The organism is Nocardia sp. NPDC049149 (assembly GCF_043197455.1).
Taxonomy (GTDB): Bacteria; Actinomycetota; Actinomycetes; order Mycobacteriales; family Mycobacteriaceae; genus Nocardia.
The window spans coordinates 195,488-215,031 of sequence record NZ_JBICTD010000010.1 but is presented as its reverse complement, the minus strand read 5'-3'; the positions used below and the strand labels follow the sequence as shown (position 1 = coordinate 215,031).

At 68.5% G+C, this 19,544-nt stretch carries 6 protein-coding genes; 4 read left to right on the top strand and 2 right to left on the bottom strand.

All coding sequences use genetic code 11. From position 1 onward, the window contains the following. Positions 1-167: 167 nt before the first annotated feature. The 3 genes from ACGFNJ_RS34340 to ACGFNJ_RS34330 all read left to right on the top strand — a co-directional run bounded on the left by ACGFNJ_RS34340 (position 168) and on the right by ACGFNJ_RS34330 (position 16,022). Positions 168-14,042 (top strand): amino acid adenylation domain-containing protein, encoded by a 13,875-nt coding sequence (locus ACGFNJ_RS34340; RefSeq protein ID WP_393458005.1) that lies wholly within the window; start codon positions 168-170, stop codon positions 14,040-14,042. A 139-nt stretch (positions 14,043-14,181) separates the two neighbouring features. Next, positions 14,182-15,177 (top strand): ATP-binding cassette domain-containing protein, encoded by a 996-nt coding sequence (locus ACGFNJ_RS34335; RefSeq protein WP_393458002.1) that lies wholly within the window; start codon positions 14,182-14,184, stop codon positions 15,175-15,177. A gap of 62 nt (positions 15,178-15,239) precedes the next feature. After that, positions 15,240-16,022, top strand: coding sequence for an ABC transporter permease (locus ACGFNJ_RS34330; protein WP_393458481.1), 783 nt, complete (start codon positions 15,240-15,242; stop codon positions 16,020-16,022). 1,217 nt (positions 16,023-17,239) lie between these two features. Here ACGFNJ_RS34330 and ACGFNJ_RS34325 read toward each other — a convergent pair. Together ACGFNJ_RS34325 and ACGFNJ_RS34320 are read right to left on the bottom strand one after the other, a co-directional pair. Further along, entirely contained in the window at positions 17,240-18,055 is an 816-nt protein-coding gene (locus tag ACGFNJ_RS34325) for a class I SAM-dependent methyltransferase (RefSeq protein ID WP_393457999.1), read from the bottom strand. Between the two features lie 496 nt (positions 18,056-18,551). Continuing rightward, the gene (locus tag ACGFNJ_RS34320; protein ID WP_069162823.1) at positions 18,552-18,887 is read right to left on the bottom strand and encodes an RNA polymerase-binding protein RbpA; all 336 of its coding nucleotides are present in this window, start codon (positions 18,885-18,887) and stop codon (positions 18,552-18,554) included. A 267-nt stretch (positions 18,888-19,154) separates the two neighbouring features. Here ACGFNJ_RS34320 and ACGFNJ_RS34315 point away from each other — a divergent pair, with 267 nt between their 5' ends. Further along, the gene (locus tag ACGFNJ_RS34315; RefSeq protein ID WP_393457996.1) at positions 19,155-19,505 is read left to right on the top strand and encodes a hypothetical protein; all 351 of its coding nucleotides are present in this window, start codon (positions 19,155-19,157) and stop codon (positions 19,503-19,505) included. The last annotated feature ends 39 nt before the right edge of the window (positions 19,506-19,544 follow it).

Sequence of the window (19,544 nt, the reverse complement as noted above, 5' to 3'; positions counted from 1 at the left end):
ACGGTGCTTTGGGGAGTTGCGTCAACAGCGGCAGAACGGAGTGATTGATGAGTTCATTGGCCACGGATCGCGTCGACCAATGTTCATCCGGCGAATTTTCGGCACAACCGTTCGTTTTGTCGCCAGCGCAGACGGCACTCTGGTACGCACAACGAATCCGCCCGGATGTGCCACTGACCATCGCGCAGTACGTCGAGATCCACGGAGACCTGGATGTCGGACGACTGCTGTACGCGATCGAGCGCTTCGGCGCCGAGGCGCAGGTCGGTCACCTGCGGCTGCTCGAGATCGACGGAATACCGCACCAGCTGGTCGATTCCACGCGCAGGCCGGGCTGGGCCAGGGTCGATCTGCGCGCCGAGGCCGACCCGCACGCGGCGGCCATGCGCTGGATGAGCGAGCACGCCAGCTCGCCGATGGACCTGGAGCGCGACCCGCTCACCACGAATGTGGTGCTGCGGACCGGTGATTCGACCTACATCTGGTACGCCCGCGCCCATCACATCGTGATCGACGGCTACGGCGCGATGAACGCGCTCACTCGCACCGCGGAGATCTACACCGCACTCGAAAACCACACGGAGCCGGTCGCATCCCGCGCCGCACCGCTGGCCGAGATCTACGCCGACGAGGTGCGCTACCGCGATTCCAAGCGGTGCGGCCACGACCGCGACTATTGGCTCGAGCAGTTGGCCGGTGCGGGCGAGCCGATGAGCCTCGGCGGCGCCACCGTCACCGCCGCCACCCATGACGTGGGCAGGCGGACCGCCACCGCGGTGCTCGACGACCGCGGCCAGTCGGCGATGGACGCGGCCGTCACCGCGTTCGGCACCGCCAACTCGGCGCTGTTCGTCGCGGCGCTCGGCGCCTACGTGCGGTCGGTGACCGGCAATCCGGATGTGGTGCTGAGCCTTCCGGTGTCCGCGCGCACCACGGTGTCGCTGCGGCGTTCGGCGGGCGTGGTGTCCAACGTGGTGCCGATCCGGTTGAAGTTCGCCGCCGACACCACCGTCGCCGACGTGGTGAAGGCGACCGAACTGCAGATCACCGGCGCGCTGCGGCACCAGCGCTACCGGCACGACGACATCCGCCGCGACTGCGGGTACTCCCGCGACGCCCGCGGATTCTTCGGCCCGATGGTCAACATCATGCTGTTCCACAACGAGCTCAAGTTCGGCAGCCTGGTCGGCTCGTTGAACGTGCTGGCCACCGGTCCCGTCGAGGACCTGTCGGTGAATCTGTACAACGGCGAGGGCAACCGCATCCACGTCGACTTCGAGGCGAACCCGCGGCTCTACAGCGAGGCCGAGGTCGCCGTGCACCACGACCGCTACCTCGACTTCCTCACCCGCTTCCTCGCCGCCGCGCCGGACACGCTCGCCGAGACGCTGACCGCGATCACCGATGCCGAACGCGAGCGGGTGCTGCACGACTGGAACGCCACCGACGTGCCAGCACAGACCGGGACCCTGGCCGAGTTGTTCGCCGAGCGCGCGGCGCAGTGCCCGGAGGCGATCGCGCTCGAATTCGGCGAGGAGGCAGTGACCCACCCGTCGCCCGACCACCACCCCTCATCGAGTCGCTACGTGACGCTGACTTATGGCGAGCTGGCCGAGCGTGCCAACCAGCTCGCCCGGCTGCTCATCGCACGCGGCGCGGGACCGGAGACGGTGGTCGGCCTGTGCCTGCGCCGCAGTATCGACCTGGTCGTCGGCATGTACGCGGTCGTCCAGGCGGGCGCCGCCTACCTGCCGCTCGACCCCGAGCATCCAGCCGAGCGGATCGAGCAGATCGTCCGGCAGGCGGCACCGGTCTGCGTGCTGACGGCCGCCCGTGACGAGCTCGAATTGCCGGACACCGCAGCCCAATTGGCCATCGACACCCTCGACCTGTCCGAGGTCTACGGCGGGCCGATCACCGACGCCGACCGCAGCGCCCCGCTGCGCGCCGACCACCTCGCCTACGTCATCTTCACGTCGGGTTCCACCGGAAAGCCGAAGGGCGTCGGCGTCACGCACGCGGCGATCGTCAACCGGTTGCGCTGGATGCAGCACGAGTATCCGCTCGATCACACCGACGCGGTGCTGCAGAAGACTCCGGCCACCTTCGACGTCTCGGTGTGGGAGTTCTTCTGGCCCTTGCAGATCGGCGCTCGGCTCGTCATCGCGGAACACGACGGGCACCGTGACCCCGGGTACCTGGCGCGCATCATCGCCGAAAAGAACATCACCACAGCGCATTTCGTGCCCTCCATGCTTTCGGTGTTCGTCACCGACACCGACGTGCGCGGCTGCACGGCGCTGCGGCAAGTGTTCTGCAGTGGTGAGGCACTGCCCGCCGCCACCGTCCGTGACTTCCATGCCGCGCTGCGCACACCCACCCCGGCGCCTGCGGTGCCCGAACGCTCGCCCGCTCCGCTTGCCTCGCCGGATGTGGCGCCTCGGCGCTCGCCTGCGTCGCAGGCCGCGCACCGGCACGGTCCCGCTCTGCACAACCTGTACGGCCCGACCGAGGTCGCCGTCGACGTCACCTACTGGCCGTGCCCCGCCGATCCGGCGAGCGTGCCGATCGGTTCACCGGTGTGGAACACCCAGACCTACGTGCTGGATGCGCGGCTGCGGCCGGTGCCGCCCGGTGTGGTCGGCGAGCTGTATTTGGCAGGCGTCCAACTGGCTCGCGGCTACCTCGGCCAATCCCGGCTCACCGCCGATCGGTTCGTCGCGAACCCGTTCACCGCAGGCGCGCGCATGTATCGCACCGGCGACCTGGCTCGCTGGCAGTTGGCCGCTGAAGGTCCGGAGGGACAGCAGACGGGTGTCCTGGAATACATGGGCCGCAGCGACTTCCAGGTGAAGATCCGCGGCCTGCGCATCGAACTCGGCGAGATCGAGGCGGCGCTGCTCGACGACGATCAGGTGGCCAGGGCGGTCTGCGTGGCGCACGCGGGCCGCAACGGCGACGAGCTGGTCGCGTATGTGGTCGCGGCCGGGACCGCGGGACGGACCACCGAGGCAAGGCTCGACACGGCCGCGCTGCTCAATGCGCTGCGCCGCACCCTGCCTGCCTACATGGTGCCGTCGGCGCTGATGGTGCTCGACGAACTGCCGCTGAGCACCAACGGCAAGATCGATCGCAAGGCGCTGCCCGCCCCGGCGACGGGGGCACGGTCGGCGGGCAGGTCCACCGCCGAGCCGCGCACCGAGGTGGAGCGGATGCTGGCTGGCGTCTTCGCGGAAGTGTTGGGCACCAACGACATCGGCGTCGAGGACAGCTTCTTCGACCTGGGCGGCAACTCGCTGATCGCGGCCCGCGCGGTCGCCAGGATCAACGCCAACCTCGGCACCGGTCTGACCATTCGCGACCTGTTCGAAGCGTCGACCATCGCCGCGCTCACCCAGCGCTTCGCCACCCGCACCTCGGATGTGGCCGCACCGAAGCTGGTCGCAGGCGCACGCCCGGAGCGGATTCCGCTCTCGCTGGCCCAGCAGCGGTTGTGGATTCTCAACCGGTTCGCCGAGCACGCCGCCGCCTACAACATGCCGTTGGCCGTCCGGATCGAGGGCGCGCTCGACGTCGAGGCGTTGCGCGCGGGCCTGGTCGACGTGATCGAACGACACGAGAGCCTGCGCACCACCTTCCCGGAGTCGGCGGAGGGCGCGTACCAGCTGATCCATCCCGCGGTCGAGATCCCGCTCACCCTCGACCCGATCGACGCCACCGGCGCCGACGTCGCGGCGTTGGCCACCGAGTTCGCCGGGTACGGCTTCGACCTGCGCAGCCAAGCCCCGATCCGGGTCGCGCTCTACACCACCGGACCGGACCAGTGGGTGTTCCTCGTTGTGCTGCACCACATCTGCGGTGACGGCTGGTCGATCGCGCCGCTGGCCAGGGACCTGATGACCGCGGTGGCGGTCAGGACCGCGGGCGCAGAGCCGCAGTGGACACCGCTGCCGGTGCAGTACGCCGATTTCGCGCTGTGGCAACGGGAACTGCTCGGCGCCGAATCCGACGCGGCCAGCGCGCTGAGTGGCCAACTGACGCACTGGCGTTCGGCACTGGCCGGACTGCCCGATCAGCTCGATCTGCCGCTCGATCGCCCGCGCCCGCTGCGCAGGTCGACCACCGGCGGCCGGGTCGAGTTCACCATCGCACCCGAGATCCGGCGCGCCGCAAGCGAACTGGCCGCCAGCCGGGGCGTGAGCATGTTCATGGTGCTGCACGCCGCGCTGGCCACTCTGCTCTCCCGGTTGTGCGCGAGCACCGACATCGCCATCGGCACCCCGATCGCGGGCCGCTCCGATCCGGCGCTGGACGACCTGGTCGGCATGTTCGTCAACACGCTGGTGCTGCGCACCGAGATCGACCCGGCCGCGGGCTTCGATCGGATGCTCGACGTGGTGCGCGAGACCGATCTCAACGCCTTCGCCAACGCCGACGTGCCGTTCGAGCGGCTGGTCGAGGTGGTCAACCCGGAACGGTCGGCCGCACGGCATCCGCTGTTCCAGGTGATGCTGTCCTACGACCGTGCCCCCGACCTGCACATCACGCTGCCCGGCCTGCACGCCGAGGTGCTGCCGATCATCTCCGACATCGCCAAGTTCGATCTGCAGCTCGTCGTGCACGACGACATCGCCGACGGCCCGCTGTCCGCCGAGTTCGGCTATGCCACCGATATTTTCGACCGCACCACGGTCGAATCGTTCGCCCGCCGATTCGTCGCCGTGCTGCACGCGGCGGTGGCCGCACCCGACCTGCCGATCGGCGATCTCAGCATCCTCGACCGCCGCGAACAGGCCAACCTGGTGCCGATCGCGGGCTCACCCGCGGAGCCGTTCTGCACACTGGCCCAACTGCTCACCGACACGGCCGAGCGCCTGCCGGACGCGGTCGCGGTGCGCTACCTCGGCGTGGACACCACCTACCGCGAGCTCGACGAAACGTCGAACAGGTTGGCGCGCACCCTGATCGAGCACGGCGCTGGTCCCGAGGTGGTTGTCGCGATCGCGCTGCCCCGCGGGCTGGATTCCATCACCGCCGTCTGGGCCGTCGCGAAAACCGGTGCGGCCTATGTGCCGATCGACCCCGGCTACCCCGGTGAGCGGATCGCGCACATGGTCGGCGACTCGGGCGCCATCCTCGGCCTGACCGACGCCGAATCCCTTGCCGCCATGCCGGAATGGCCTGCGCCGCGGGGCAAGCACCGCAAAACCTACGTGGACTGGCTGGTGCTCGGCTCCGACGAGCTGGCCGCGGAATCGGCGCGCTACTCCGCAGAGCCGCTCACCGACGCAGACCGGCACGTCCCGCTGTGCTCGGCGCACCCGGCCTACCTGATCTACACCTCCGGATCGACCGGCAAGCCGAAAGCAGTGATCGTCACCCACGCAGGCCTCGCCTCGCTCGCGCACGAACAGATGCATCTGTTCGGCGTCTCGGATTCGGCTCGGACGCTGCACTTCTCGTCGCCGAGCTTCGACGCGTCGGTGCTGGAGCTGCTGCTCGGCTTCGCGGCGGGCGCCACCATCGTGGTTGCCCCGGCAGGCCTGTACGGCGGCGCCGAGCTCGCCGCGCTGCTGCGCGACGAACGGGTGACCCATGCCTTCATCACCCCTGCCGCGCTGGCCACCGTGCCGACCGAGGGGCTCGACGAGCTCGAGGCCGTGATCGTCGGCGGTGAGGCCTGCTCGGAGGAGCTCGTCGAAACCTGGTCGGCCACCCACCGCATCCACAACATGTACGGGCCGTCCGAGGCGACGGTCGCGGCCACCGCGACCGGGCCGATGGTGCCCGGCCGTCCGGTGCCGCTCGGCATGCCGATCCGTGGCATGCGGTTGTTCGTGCTCGACGCCAGGCTGCATCCGGTGCCGCCGGGCACCCCCGGCGAGCTGTACCTGTCCGGGCCCGGCCTGGCCCGTGGCTACCACGGCCGTTACGGCCTTACCGCACAACGCTTCCCGGCCAACCCGCACGGCAGGCGGGGCGAGCGGATGTATCGCACCGGCGACCTCGTCGTGGTCGAGCCGAGCGGCGGACGGCAGTCGGCGGGGCCAGCACAGCTGCGCTTCCTCGGCCGCGCCGACGACCAGATCAAGATCCGTGGCTTCCGCATCGAGCTGCGCGAGATCGACCACGTGCTGCGCGCGCATCCCGGCGTGACGTTCGCGCTGACCGTGGTGCACACCGACGAGCACGGCGAGCCCCGCCTCGCCTCGTACGTCACCGCGGACCAGCCGGTGGAGTCCGCCGCGCTGGTCGAGACCACCCGCCAGCGCCTGCCCGGCTACATGGTGCCCGCCTCGGTCACCGTACTGGACGAGCTGCCGGTGACCCCGGCGGGCAAGCTGGATCGAAAGGCGTTCCCGGCGCCCGTCTTTGCCGCCGTCGGGTCGACGCGCGCGCCGAGCACGGACCTGGAGCTGCGCGTCGCCGGCGTGTTCGGCGACATCCTCGGGCGCCCGATCACCGGCGCCGAGGACAGCTTCTTTGACGTCGGCGGCAATTCGCTGCTCGCCACCAGGCTCGCCGCCGCGCTGCACGCGGAGTTCGGCGTCGACCTGCCGGTGCGGGTGATCTTCGAGGCGCCGACCGTCGCTGGCGTCGCGGAACGGCTCACGGAAGCGCCCCGGACGCAGCGGCTGGCGCTGGCTGTGCATGCCCCGCGTCCGGGACGCATTCCATTGTCGCTGCCGCAGCAGCGACTGTGGTTCCTCAATCGATATTCTCCCGAATCGAGCGCATATAACATCGCTTTCGTTATCCGAATCGCCGGAGATTTGGATGTGCCCGCGCTGCGGGCGGCGCTGGCGGACGTGGTGGAGCGGCACGAGGTGCTGCGCACCGTGTTCCCGGAGGACAGCGCAGGGGCCAAGCAGTCGGTGCTGCCGACCGCGCGGGCGTTGCCTGCGGTCGAGCCGATCGACGTCGACGAGGCGGGTGCCGCGGCCGCGCTGCGTACGCTCGCGCACACCGGTTTCGATCTGGTGCGGACCACTCCGCTGCGAATGACCTTGCTGCGCACCGCATCCCAGCGCTACCTGCTCGGCATCGCGGTGCATCACATCGCCGCCGACGGCTGGTCGCTCGGCCCGCTGACCAGGGACCTGGCCGCCGCCTACGTGGCAAGGCACGACGGTGCGGCACCCGCGTGGGCGCCACTTCCGGTGCAGTACGCGGACTTCGGGCTGTGGCAGCGCGCCTGCCTCGGCGACGAGAACGACCCGGCCAGCCTCGCGGGCAGTCAGCTTGCGTATTGGCGCTCGGCCTTGACGGATCTGCCCGAGGAACTCCCGCTGCCGTACGACCGGCCGCGTCCCGCGGAACCGACACAGCAGGCGGGCGTGGTGCGCTTCACGGTGCCGGATCCGGTCCAGCGCGCCCTCGCCGAGCTGGCGCGGGAACAGGGCGTCAGCATGTTCATGGTGTTGCGTTCGGCGCTCGCGGTGCTGCTGCGCGGCGTGACCGGCGGCCGCGACATCGTGATCGGCACCCCGGTCGCCGGGCGCAGCGACACCAAGCTCGACGAGCTGGTCGGCATGTTCGTCAACACGCTGGTGTTGCGCTCCGACGTCGACCCGGATCGCACCTTCGCCGGACTGCTTCGCGCCGACCGCGATACCGAGCTGGCCGCGATGGCGCACGCCGACGTGCCGTTCGAGCGCATCGTGGAGGAGCTGGGGCGCGACAGCAGGGCTGGCGCCGCGAACGGCAGGCATCCGCTGTTCCAGGTGGCGTTGACGGTGCAGGACAGTCCGGTTCCCACCCTCGAACTGCCCGGTCTCGCGTTGCGCGCCAGCGAACTCGATATTGCGCTCGCCAAGTTCGACCTGGAGCTTCGGGTCGCGCACATCGGGTGCGACGCGGGACCGGGCGAGCCCGGACGGCAGTTCGAATTCGTCTATGCCGCAGAGCTGTTCGATGAATCGACGATCGATACGCTGGCCGACCGGTTCCTCAGGGTGCTGGCCACCGTGACCGCCGATCCGCGAGTCCTGGTGCGCGACATCGACGCCCGCACCGAGCGCGAGCGCCGCCTGTTCACCCCGGCGACCGGCGGGGCGATCACGCCGCAGTGCACGCTCGCTGCGTACTTCACCGCCACCGCGCACATGCATCCGCATCGGATCGCCGTGCAATCGGGCAAGGTCACGCTCGCGTATGCGGACCTCGACCGGCGCTCGAATCGGCTGGCGCGCGCCCTGATCGCGCGCGGCGTCGGTGCGGGGGATCGGGTGGCGCTCGGCCTCACCCGATCGATCGAGTCCGTCGTCGCGGTGCTCGGCGTCATCAAGTCCGGCGCCGCGTTCGTGCCGGTCGACCCGAACTATCCGGCCGACCGGATTCGGCACATGCTCACCGACTCGGGCTGCTGGATCGGCATCACCGTTGCCGCCCATGCCGACCGGTTGCACGCGGCCGCCACCGCGGGCCCGGTCACCGACTGGCTGCTGCTGGACGATCCCGGCTTCGCCGCCGAACTCGACAGCCACGACGACGAATTGGTCGATGATCTCGACCGCCTGCGCACCGTCGAGGTGGCCGACCTGGCCTACCTCATCTACACCTCCGGTTCCACCGGAAAGCCCAAGGGCGTTGCGGTGTCGCACGCCGGGCTGTCCAATTTCGCCGACGAGCTTCGCGACCGGATGCGGGTCGACCGTGACTCGCGCACCCTGCATTTCGCCTCGCCGAGCTTCGACGCGGCCGTCTTGGACCTGCTGCTCGCGGTGGGTTCCGGTGCGGCCATGGTGATCTGCCCGCCGGAGATCTACGGCGGCGACGAGCTCGGCGCGCTGCTGGAACGCGAGCGGATCACGCACACGTTCCTGACACCGGCTGCGCTGGCCACCATCGACCACGAGCGGTGGCCGCTGCCCAACCTGCGTGCGCTGATGGTCGGCGGCGAGGCCTGCGGGCCCGACCTGGTGGCCCGCTGGGCGCCGGGCCGGACCATGCTGAACGGGTACGGGCCGACCGAGACGACCATCGTCGCCACCATCGCGACGCTGACCGCAGACCGGCCCGTCACCATCGGCACGCTGGTGCGCGGGGTGCGGGCGCTCGTGCTCGACGAGCGGCTGCGGCCGGTGCCGATCGGCGTGCCAGGCGACCTGTACCTCGGCGGCCACAGCGTTGCACGCGGGTACTTCGACCGATTCGGGCTCACCGCACTGCGTTTCGTCGCCGACCCGTTCGGCCCGGCGGGCGCACGGCTGTATCGCACGGGTGATGTGGTGCGCTGGAACGGCGCGGGGGAGCTGTGCTACCTCGGCCGCAGCGATCACCAGGTGAAGGTGCGCGGCTTCCGCATCGAGCTCGGCGAGATCACCGCCGCCCTCGGCGAGCACCCCGGAGTGCGGTTCGCGCACACCGAGGTACGCCACGTCGCGGGCGCGGATCGGATCGTCGCCTTCGTCCAACCGGCCGACGAACACGCAGGTGTGGATCTGGAGGCGGTGCGCGCCCATGTGGGCGCGCAGTTGCCGTCGCACATGGTGCCCGCGAGTATCACTGTGCTGGAACAGATCCCGTTGACGCCGGTAGGCAAGCTGGATACCGCCGCGCTGCCGGAACCGCAGCTCGTCGCGAGTGCGGCGGCGCGGGCGCCGGAGACCGAATCGGAGCTGCTCGTCGCGCAGGTGATGGGCGAACTGGTCGGCGTCGACGCCGTGCAGGCCGACGACAGCTTCTTCGATATCGGCGGAAACTCGCTGCTGGCAACGCAACTCGTCGCCAGGCTGGCCGCGGCGACGAATACCAGGCTCGAGGTGCGCACCGTGTTCGCCGCGCCGCGGGTGGCCGAGCTCGCCGCGCTGCTCGACTCCGGGCCTTCGGGCGGGGATGCCAGGCCCGCGTTGGTCCGGCGCACCAGGCCCGAGCGGATTCCGTTGTCGGCGGCACAGCGTCGGCTGTGGTTCCTCAACCGGTTCAACGGATCCGGCGCGACCACCGATCAGACGGCCGGTGCCTACAACGTGCCGCTCGTGCTGCGGATGAACGGCAAGCTCGACGTGGACGCGCTGGTCGTCGCGCTGCACGCGGTGCAGGGCAGGCACGAGACGCTGCGGACCGTGTTCCCCGAGGCCGGGGGCGAACCCGCCCAGCAGGTGCTCGATCTGGCCAGTGCGGCGATCACGCTGTTCGTCGCCACGGTCACGCCGGACGCAGTCGACGAGGCCGTACGGCGTTTCGCCGCACCGGGATTCGACCTCGCCGGCATGGTGCCGATGCGCGCCGCGCTGATCTCGGTGTCGCCGGAGGGCGACCAGGGTGTGCAGAATCCGGCGGAGGTCTCCGACGAGCACGTCCTGGTGCTGGTCGTGCACCACATCGCGATGGACGGCTGGTCGCTGCAACCGATGGCCGTCGATGTCGCGACCGCCTACCGGGCGGCCTGTGCAGGCCGGTCGCCGGAGTGGGACGAGCTGGCCATCCAGTACGCGGATTACACACTGTGGCAACAGGACACGCTCGGCGCCGAGTCGGATGCGGAGTCGGTGCTCAGCCGTCAGCTCGACTACTGGCGCGGTGCACTCGACGGCATTCCCGAGCTGCTCACCGTGCCCGCCGATCGGCGAAGGCCTCCGGTGCCGTCCTACCAGGGCGGGCTGGTCGAATGCACCGTGGATCCGTTCACCCACAAGGAACTGCGGACCGTCGCGACCAGCAACAACGTCAGCATGTTCATGGTGCTGCACGCCGCACTCGCGGTGCTGCTGCACCGGATGACCGGCCTCGACGACATCACGGTCGGCTCGCCCGTCGCAGGCCGCGGTCATCCCGCACTGGACCGGTTGATCGGCATGTTCGTCAACACGCTCGTGCTGCGCACCAGCATCGATCCGGACGCCAGGTTCACCGACCTGCTGCACACCGTCCGCGACACCGATCTCGACGCGTTCGCGCACGCGGACGTGCCGTTCGAGCGGCTGGTCGAGGTGCTGAATCCGGCGCGCTCGCAGGCGCATCACCCGCTGTTCCAGGTGATGCTTTCGGTGCAGAATCAGCCCGCAGGCGGGCTGGAACTGCCCGAGCTGCGGATCGAAGCGGCCGATATCGACACCGGCATCGCCAAGTTCGACCTGCAGTTCACCCTCACCGAGGCGCAGACACCGGAACGGGAACCGGCGGGCATCACGCTGACGGTGAACTACGCGAGCGATCTGTTCGACGAGCAGACCGCGCTGCGGCTCGGCAAGCGGCTGGTCCGGCTGCTCGCCGCGATCGCGGCGAATCCGACCACCGCGGTCGGCGATCTGGAACTGCTCGATCCCGCCGAATGGTCCGGGCTTGCCCCGGTCCGTGGCGCGGAGGCCGACCGTCCGGTCACCTTCCCCGAGGTGTTCGAGGCGGCCGCGAACATCGACCGCGCGGCGATCGCGTTGCGCGCCGACGACACCCAGGTGAGCTACGACGCGCTCGACCGGTGGACCAACCGGCTGGCCAGGGTGCTCATCGGCCGTGGCGTCGGCCCGGAAACGCTGGTGGCACTTGGCATTCCGCGGTCGGTCGAGTCGGTGGCGACGGTGCTCGCGGTGGCCAAGGCAGGCGCCGCGTTCGTGCCCGTCGACCCGCTGTATCCGGCGCAGCGGATCGCGCACATGCTGTCGGATTCCGGTGCGGCACTCGGCATCACCCTCGGCGACTATCGGGACGAGCTGCCCGACGGGGTCGAGTGGATCGTGCTCGACGAGGCGAGTTTCCGTGGGCTCGTGCTCGATTCGTCCGACGAGCCGATCACCGCGGCCGAGCGCACCGCCCCGCTGCGGATGGACAACCCCGCGTATGTGATCTACACGTCCGGGTCGACCGGAACGCCGAAGGGCGTGGTGGTCACGCACGGCGGCCTTTCGAACTTCGCCGCGGAGACCGCGCAGCGGTTCGACGTCCAACCCGGTTGCCGCGTCCTGCATTTCGCGACGCCGAGCTTCGATGCCGCGATGCTCGACCTGCTGCTCGCGCTCGGCGGCGCGGCGACCCTGGTGATCACCCCGCCAGGGGTGGTCGGCGGGGCCGAGCTGGCCAGGGTGTTCATCGACGAGGCGATCACGCACGCGTTCATCACCACCTCGGCGCTCGGCACGGTCGACCCGACCGGCGTCACCGAGCTGCAGCATGTGCTCGTCGGCGGCGAGGCATTACCGCCGGACCTGGTCACCCGGTGGGCGCCGAATCGCAACCTGTACAACGTGTACGGCCCCACCGAGACGACCATCGTCACGATCATCTCGCAGCCGATGACGCCGGGCGGGCCGATCACCATCGGCGGCCCGATCCGCGGCGTCAGCGCGACGATCCTGGACGCGCGCCTGCATCCAGCGCCGGTCGGGGTCACCGGCGAGCTGCACCTGTCCGGTTCGGCGCTGGCCCGCGGTTACCTGAACCGGCCGGGCCTGACGGCACAGCGGTTCGTGGCCAACCCGTTCGGCAAGCCGGGCGAGCGGATGTACCGCACCGGCGACCTGGTGCGCTGGTGGACCGGGCACGGTTCGTTCGCCGCGGGCCGCAGCGCGGGCATCGGCCGGGAGATCGAGTACGTCGGACGCACCGATCATCAGGTCAAGATCCGTGGTTTCCGTATCGAACTCGGTGAGATCGACGCGGCCTTGGCGCGGCACGGCGGGGTGGAGTTCAGCACCACCATCGGACATCGCACACCGGCGGGCACCACCGCGCTGGTGTCGTATGTCAAGGCGCGCAACGGCATCGACCTCACCGCGGCCGAGCTCATCGATCACGTGTCCGAGCTGGTGCCGAATTACATGGTGCCGCAATCGATCATGCTGCTCGACGCGGTGCCGCTGAGCCCGGTCGGCAAGCTGGATCGAAAGGCGTTGCCGGAACCGGTGTTCGCCGCCGCGGTCGGCTATCGTGCGCCGACCACTCCGACCGAGATGGCGCTGTGCGCGGCCTTCGCCGCGGTGCTCGGCGTGGAATCGGTCGGCGTCGACGACGGGTTCTTCGAGCTCGGCGGCAACTCGCTGCTCGCGACGAAAGTCGTTGCGCAGGTACGGGCCAACGGTCTCGACCTGCCGGTGCAGGTGATGTTCGGCGAGGCGACGCCCGCCGCCATCGCCGCGCGGCTCGACGACTCCGGCGCAGGCATCGCGGCCGCGCTCGGCCCGATCCTGCCGATCCGGCCCCTCCGGGGACGGCAGCCGGCGGAGCCGGTGGGGCGGGTGAGCACTGGCGGGCGGCAGTCGGCCGACCATGCGCCGCTGTTCTGCATCCATCCCGCGATCGGGTTGGCCTGGTGCTACTCGGGACTGCTCGCGCACCTCGCGCCGGACCGACCGGTGTACGGGTTGCAGGCGCCGCACGTCGCGGGGGAGGACGGCTTCGCCTCCATCGCCGAGGCCGCGGGACAGTATGTGGCACATATCAAGTCGATTCAGCCGACCGGGCCCTACCATCTGCTCGGCTGGTCGCTCGGCGGGCTGATCGCGCACGAGGTGGCGGTGCGGTTGCAGGAAGCGGGCGAGGAGGTCGCGCTGCTGTCGATGATGGACAGCTACCGCCTCTCCGACGCCTGGCTCGAGCACGCGATCCCGAGCGTTGCCGAGATCATCGAGGAGTTCGGCGCCGATCAACTCGACGCACCCCTCGACCCCGCGATGAACCTGCGCGATGCGGCAGAGCTGCTGCGTGCGCGGCCGGGGCCGTTCGCGGCGCTCACCGTCGAGCACCTCGAACGGCTGTACGCCGGCTACACCAATGGCACCCTGCTCGCGCACAGTTTCCGGCCCCGCGTCTTCGACGGTGACCTGGTGTTCTTCACCGCCGCCGCGGACGAGATCAACCGGGCCGACCCGGAGCGGCGCGCGTCGGCCTGGCAGCCGTTCGTCACCGGCGACATCCACGATCACGAACTCCCGTGCAGGCACTCGGCGATGACCGCACCCGAATCGCTCGCCGCGATCGGGCCGGTGCTGCGTCAGGTGCTCGACGGCGAGCCACCGCAGCCCGCCGACGGTCCGGCGCCCCGCAGGAAAGGGGCCGCCGACAAAGCTGCCCCGAGTACCAGAAAGAAGGAGAAGCGCAGGTGAGTGGGCACTGCCCGACCATGTTCTTGCCGTTTCGGGCCTGCGATGAGCCGGACCCGGCGAAGGGGATGTTGCGAGTGGAGGGAGCGGCGCAGGTGGCAGCCGTCGGTCGACCGGCGCGGACGACGGTGGAGGTGGCGCAATGAGTTTGGCGGTGGAAGTACTCGGGTTGGTGAAGAACTACGGCAAGGTTCGGGTGCTCGACAATATCGACCTGCAGATACCGACGGGCACCGTGATGGGTCTGCTCGGCCCCAACGGCGCGGGTAAGACGACGACCGTGCGCATCGTGACGACCTTGCTACGGCCCTGCGCTGGGTCGGTGCGGGTGGCCGGGGTGGATGTGCTGCGCAATCCCGGTGCGGCACGGCGGCGGATCGGCCTTTCCGGCCAGTACGCGGCGGTCGACGCCAACCTGTCCGGCTACGAGAACCTCCGCATGGTGGCCAGGCTGTACGGGATGTCGCAACGACAGTCCACCGTCCGCGCCGCCGAACTGCTCGGCGCGCTCGGCCTCGAACACGCGGCGCACCGCAGGGCTGGCACCTACTCCGGCGGTATGGCGCGGCGGCTCGACCTGGCCGGCGCGCTCGTCGCGCGGCCCGCGGTCGTAGTGCTCGACGAGCCGACCACCGGCCTCGATCCGCGCGGCAGGATCGACATGTGGCGTGTCATCGGCGATCTCGTCGACGACGGCACCACCGTGCTGCTGACCACGCAGTACCTGGAGGAGGCGGATCTGCTCGCCGATCGGATCACCGTCATCGATCGCGGACGGGTCATTGCGCGTGGCTCTGCGGATGAGCTGAAGATGTCGATCGGCGGCGACCGCCTCACCGTCACCCTCGCCGCCGGGCAGGACATGCGGCCCGCGCTGTCGGTGCTCGCGCAGGTCGGCATCGGCGAGCCGAACCACGAGGCGGGCACCGACGAGGCATCGATTGTCGTCGGTGACGGCTCGCGCACCATGGTCGAGGCGCTGCGCAGGCTCGACGACGCCGGGGTATGCGTGCTCGACGCCACCGTCCACCGTCCGAGTTTGGACGACGTATTCCTTTCTCTCACCGGCACCGCCGCCGGTGCGCCGGCCGACCGGCAGTCAGAAACCGATGACGTTCAAGAGGAGATTCTTTCGTGACCGCTGTTGTCGATATCCCGAAAATGTATCTGGCCCAACTGGATTCGGGCCCTCGGCTGCGAATCTTCCGAGACAGCGCGATCGTCGCCTACCGCAATCTGCTGACCATCCTTCGCGTGCCGACGCTGCTGGTGACCGCAACGATTCAGCCGCTGATGTTCGTGTTCCTGTTCGCCTACATCTTCGGCGCCTCGCTCGGCGGCAGTCAGTATCGCGAATTCCTGCTTGCCGGAATCTTCACGCAGACAGTCGCATTCAATGCGGCGTTCACCACTGTTGGGCTGGCCGGTGATCTGCAGAAGGGCATCATCGATCGGATGCGGACGTTGCCGATGTCACGGCTGGCGGTGCTGATGGGGCGCACGCTGTCGGATCTGGTGGTCAACATTCTCAGCGTCGCGGTGATGGTCGGCTGTGGTTACGTGGTCGGCTGGCGGATCAACGGTGGCATCGCCGACGCCGCACTGGCTTTCGGTGTCATCCTGTTGTTCGCGTTCGCGATGTCCTGGGTCGGCGCGCTGACCGGCTTGCTGTCACCGACCGTCGAGGTAGCCCAGAGCGCGGGCCTGATCTGGCTGTTCCCACTGTCTTTCATCTCGTCGGCCTTCATCTCCGCCGAAACGCTGCCCGGCCCGCTGCGCACCATCGCCGAATGGAACCCGATCACCGCGGTATCAGCCGCAGGCCGCAAGCTTTTCGACAACGGAGCCCCACCCACCTTCGCCCCCGCCACCGGCTGGGCCGCCGACCACTGCGTCGAATACGCCATCGGCTGCTCCCTGGTAATCCTCGCCGTCGCAGTACCCCTCGCGTTGATGCAGTACCGAAAAGTAGCCAGCCACTGAGCGTTTCGCTCGATACGCCCGAGCACTTCCTTCAGGTTCGCCGCGGTTCCTCACCCATGTCCCACCACCCCTTAACGGCCCCACGAACGGGACACTGCGGAGCCGACACCCCGCAACCCACTCCCTCATGTCCCGTTCGAGGTGCCGCCATCACCCGAACGGGACATGGCTGCACCAACAGCGCATCGACGGCAGTCGAATGGTTGCCGATACCAATTCGGCGTGAGAGAAGTGGTTGCTGAACCTGATTGGCGTGAGTGAAGTGGTTGCGACGCGTGTCGCGACACGCGCCTTTTCTCTCACGCCAACCTTCCAAGATCGCTGTTCACGGCGTCGAATGGTTGCCGCCCGTGTTGACGGGAGTGAAGTGGTTGTTGCCCCGTTGACGGGAGTGAAATGGTTGCTGAGCGTCGTTGGCGGGAGTGAAATGGTTGCTGAGCGTCGTTGGCGGGAGTCATATGGTTGCCGTGCGCTCGAAAACGGCCACCATATGACTCCCGTCAACCTCCCTCGAGATCACTTCCCCGAAAAGATCTTTGAACCGGACCACAGCCAAGTAACCCGGCTGGGACGAGCGAACGCGTGAGCGACTGCGGAGGTCAGCCGGGTACGGCACACGACGCCACCACGCTATCCAGTGCAAACCCCGTAATGTCCTGTTCCTGGAAACCGTCGAACCCGCGGATAAACCACCACCCCAAACGCAACACGCCCTACGAAAGCTGCACCAGCCCCCAAAGCCGCGCCCGCCCGAGGCCGCGCGCGTCCGAGGCCGCGCCCCACGGGGCGGGTTGGTCTGTGTCCGTGCCGCTTTGGGCTTGGCGAAGGCAAAGCTTTCCCCGGCTCTGCGGCCTCCTGACGAGTACGGCATCTCGGTGTGTGCACCGGATTAGCGTGGTTGCGTCGTCTGCCGTACCCGGCTGACCTCCGCAGTCGCTCACGCGTCGTCTTGTCCCAGCCGGGTTACTTGGCTGTGGTCCCGTTTCGAGAACTTCAAGATCAAAGACAGAGATTCAAGATCAAAGAACCTCAGCCGCACACCTTTTGAGTTTCCGCACACGATTTTGCATGCCAGATCGTGTGCGGGAAGACAGGAGGTGTGCGGCTGCGGGGGATTCAAGATCGGAGACCTCGGAGCCGCACTGGTTCCGTGGATTCGCACTCGTTCTGGGCTGCTAGAAGGGGTGCGGATGCGCAGTGGGGGTGCGGATTTCGTGTCAGGCTGGTGTGCCCTTGGCGCGCACGATGGTTGGGGGGATGTCGCGGAAGAGTGGCAGGCTGCTGAAGAAGGGCAGGGTTGCTGCGAGCGCGCCGCGGGAGGGGCCGTAGGACGAGACCGAGACCTCGGTGACTCGGGAACTCCAGCTACGCAATAGGTTTGAGATGTCGCTCCGTTTGACGCCCCACGGCATCGGGGGCGCCTGGTAGTCCGGCGTCTTCTGGAAACCCTTCATCGTCTTCTGCGAGAACCACGGCGGAATCGTGTCGAACATCAACTCGACGCCGGGGAAACGCTCGAAGATCGCGGTGCACAGTTCCCGCACTTCCGCCTCCTGGAAGTACATGAAAAGTCCTTGGGCGGTGATGAATACGCCGTTGGCCGGGTCGACCTCATCGAGCCAGGCCAGGTCGAGTGCGCTCACCGGAAGGTGGCGGCAGCGTTCGCTCGGCGGCAGGAACCGGGCCCGCAGTTCGATGCCCTCCGGCACGTCGACGCACACCCAGCGCACGCGTCCGTCGTCGCACCGCTGGAACTGGGTTTCCAGCCCCGACGCGAGTTCGACGACGGTGCCGCCGGGATGTTCGGCCAGCCACGGCGTCAACGCTTTGTCGAAGGCGACCGAGCGGACGGCGTGGGTGCCGTCGGGCGGGCCGAAGGTGCGCTGATAGTCGAAGTCGATGGCGTCGTAGATCCGGAGGCATTCCGGGTCGCGCAGGATCCCGTCGGCTCGCCTGGCTTCGGACGCTCGGTTGTAGAGCGTCCACAGCATGGTTTCGGGTACGCCCTTCAGATTCTCGACTTCAGTGCCCATTACGTGGTCCTCCCGGCCGCCGTTCGTTGGAAATTAGCCTAGCCTAACTTCGACGATTCGGGCCGGCATTGCTCCAGCAAACTCAGGCAACACAAAAGGCCGCCTACATCTTTCGATGCAAGCGGCCTTTGCGGACTACGTCTCCCGGTGCCTACCTCTGTCGATGCGGGCGGCCTTGCGGACCTACGTCTCCCGGCGCCCACTTCTGCCGATGCAGGCGGCTTTCGCGGACTAGATCTCCCGCCGCCAACTTCTGTCGATGCAGGCGGCTTTTGCGGATTACGTCTCCCGCTGACTACTTCTGTCGATGCAGGCGGCTTTTGCGGATTACGTCTCCCGCTGACTACTTCTGTCGATGCAGGCGGCTTTTGCGGATTACGTCTCCCGCTGCCTACCTCTGTCGACGCCAGCGGCCTCTCCGAGTACCTCTTCCGCCGCCAACTTCTCTCGACCCACGCGCCCTTCGCCGCCTACATCTCTCAACGCAGACAGCGTATTAAACGCGCCGACGCGTCTTCAGCAGATCGAGGCGCTCCTTGAGCAGCTCCTCGAGCTCGTCCTTGCTGCGACGCTCCAGCAGCATGTCCCAGTGCGTGCGCGGCGGCTTGACCTTCTTGGTCTCCTGGGCGGTGCCCTCCATGAGGGTGCCCTCCTGGCCGTTGCGGCACAACCACGTCGGGGGGATCTCGGCGTCGTCGGCGAACGGGACATCGAATTCTTCACCGTTGTCGGTGCGGTACCGGGCGATCCGACGCGGAGCCAGGTCGTGGTCGCGATCGGTCTCGTAGCTCACCGCTCCGAGCCGACTGCCCCGGAGTACGCGATCTGCCATGGTGTGCCTCTCCCTGTGTGCTCGAGTCTGTTGCTGCGACCGTGTCCGGACGAGCATTCTCGTGCTGGACCTTATGTGCAACGTACGGGCCTGCGCCGATAGTTCCCGACGCGGCCGCGGAACCGTTCCATTGTAGTCGTAACCGCGCGTCGACCTCGCCGCGCCCAGTGTCCAGCGGTTAGCGAGGGTCGCTAAGCGGAGTACGGCGGCCGAACCGTTAAGGTTCTGCGTCATGTCGCGCCGCTTGCTGTCCTGCCTGTCGTGAAAATGGGGGTGAGTCGTATCTCTGAGCGCCGTCAGTCTCGCCAGTTGTCCTGCCTGTGGTGTGGGCGGGAGATCGTGGAGTCGGAGGCCGGGCGTCGCCGCCGGTACTGCCGGCAGTCCTGTCGCCAACGGGCCTACGAGAATCGCAACAGTCTGAAGGGCACCGGTATCCCCGACGACTCCGTCGTGCTCAGCGCCCAAGAGGCGGCTGACCTGGCCGATCGCTGGTTCGCCGCGCGGTGTGCCGCCGAGGATGTCGCGATCGCCATCGAGGAGCGGGAGAGTCACGAGGAGTTGGCGACGCTGGCGAAGACGCTGATCGAGCTAGCCAGGGAGGCCGAACGGCTGCGGTGATCCAGAGCCTGTATCGAAGCCCCAGCTGGCGCCTCCGGG